Raw genomic sequence first — 819 nt, 5'->3', positions numbered from 1 at the left:
ACGACACTTCAGTATTGATGAGCGACAACGGTCCTTTGGCCAACGTTCAGATTGAAGGCGCAGATGCAAATCCAAACCTATCTTATGTTGGTGCACCAACCGTTGATGTTGAGCTGTTTGGATGGGTGAACTCTGCGATTGTTATCGAAGAGAGCCAACTATCTGGTTCATTGACTACAGATTTGACTCTTGATCCCTCTGTAGATTACTTCTTGCAAGGAAGCTTTAGCGTAGAAGCTGGTGCAACTCTTACCATTCCTGCCGGTACAAGAATTGTTGCCGATGTAGAGTCTGGTGAAGAAACCAGTACTTATATCGTTGTACAAAAAGGTGGTATGATCGATATTCAAGGTACAGCTGCCAACCCTGTTGTAATGACTTCATCCAATGAACAACCTGGAGATTGGGGTGGTTTGGTAATCGCTGGTGATGCAACCACTACCGAAGGTGTGGATGCTGAAGCCGAAGTAGGTGGTATCATCTACGGTGGAACTAACGATGCCGATAATTCCGGTAGCATCGATTACTTGATTATCAACTACGCTGGTGCACAGATCAACTCCGAGTCACAGTACAACGGACTATCGCTTTACGCTGTAGGTTCAGGTACTACCATTAGCAACGTTGCTATCTTGAACGGTACCGATGACGGTGTCGAGTTCTTCGGTGGAACTGTTTCCGCTTCCAACTTCTACTTGGAAAACAATGAGGATGACGCTATCGACTGGACAGAAGGTTGGAACGGTACATTAACCAACGCTTATGTATTGCACACTGCTGGTTTCTCCACTGTGGTTGAGGCCGACGGAGCTAACGAAA

Annotated in this window: 1 pseudogene; it reads left to right on the top strand. The window is 46.3% G+C overall.

Annotation, left to right across the window (positions count from 1 at the left end):
- Positions 1-819 (top strand): annotated as a pseudogene (locus tag EO130_RS15570) (hypothetical protein); the annotation flags it as partial.

The sequence above is a fragment of the Flagellimonas marinaquae genome, from assembly GCF_003992675.1.
Classification (GTDB): Bacteria; Bacteroidota; Bacteroidia; order Flavobacteriales; family Flavobacteriaceae; genus Flagellimonas; species Flagellimonas marinaquae.
Note: the sequence above shows the minus strand (reverse complement) of the source record. Positions and strands in the feature narration are given on the sequence as shown.